General features: G+C 77.7%; 2 protein-coding genes. One reads left to right on the forward strand and one right to left on the reverse strand.

What is annotated here, in order from left to right; genetic code table 11:
* The coding region (locus VR44_RS12380; protein ID WP_483855141.1) for a phosphoheptose isomerase family protein at positions 1–267 on the forward strand (267 nt) is incomplete at its 5' end.
* A 24-nt stretch (positions 268–291) separates the two neighbouring features.
* Here the strand turns inward: VR44_RS12380 and VR44_RS12385 are convergent.
* Positions 292–646: peptidoglycan-binding protein (locus tag VR44_RS12385; protein ID WP_169791000.1), on the reverse strand; the 355-nt coding region annotated here is incomplete at its 5' end.

A 646-nucleotide genomic window follows, 5' to 3' on the forward strand; every position in this document is an offset into this window, starting at 1 on the left:
GTGGACGCCGCCCGGCGCGCGCGGCGGGCCGGAGCCAAGGTCGTCGCCCTCACGAGCTACGCCCGCTCGCCGCTGAGCGAGGCCTGCGACTGCACGCTGGTCGCGGGCGGCCAGGACCTGGTGTTCGGTCTGGAGACCGTCGCCAGCAGGCTGGCCCACCTCACCGTCGTCGACGCCCTCACCCTCACCCTGCTGGGTCTGCGCGGAGCGCCGGCCGAGGAGGCGCTGCGGCTTTCGGCCGACGTCACGGTCGACCACTCGTACTGACGGCCCGCGCCGGACCGCCCCCCGTCAGCCCTCGACGCGGGGCACCTGGAGCCGGGCCCACGAGGTGGAGCCGGGGATCCCGTCGGCGTCGGGGCCGTGGTAGCCGAGCGTGCGCTGCCAGGCCCGGTAGGAGCGGACGTCGCCGGGGCCCCAGACGTCGGCGTCCGCCGAGCTCTCGTAGCGGTCGCAGTCGACGGCCACGAGCCGGTCGTGCAGGGCGGCGATGACCGGGCTGCGCCGGCCTGCCGTGAAGAACCCGGCACCGGGGAAGGGCTCGAAGGCGCCCGCGGGGGGTGCCCACCGCCAGCCGGTGACCGCGGGGCCGCCCCGGGGGTCGTCGGGGTCGGCGGTGGGCGGGCACTGCCCGTCGGGGTAGCGG

The organism is Streptomyces katrae, from assembly GCF_000966975.1.
GTDB classification, from domain to species: domain Bacteria; phylum Actinomycetota; class Actinomycetes; order Streptomycetales; family Streptomycetaceae; genus Streptomyces; species Streptomyces katrae.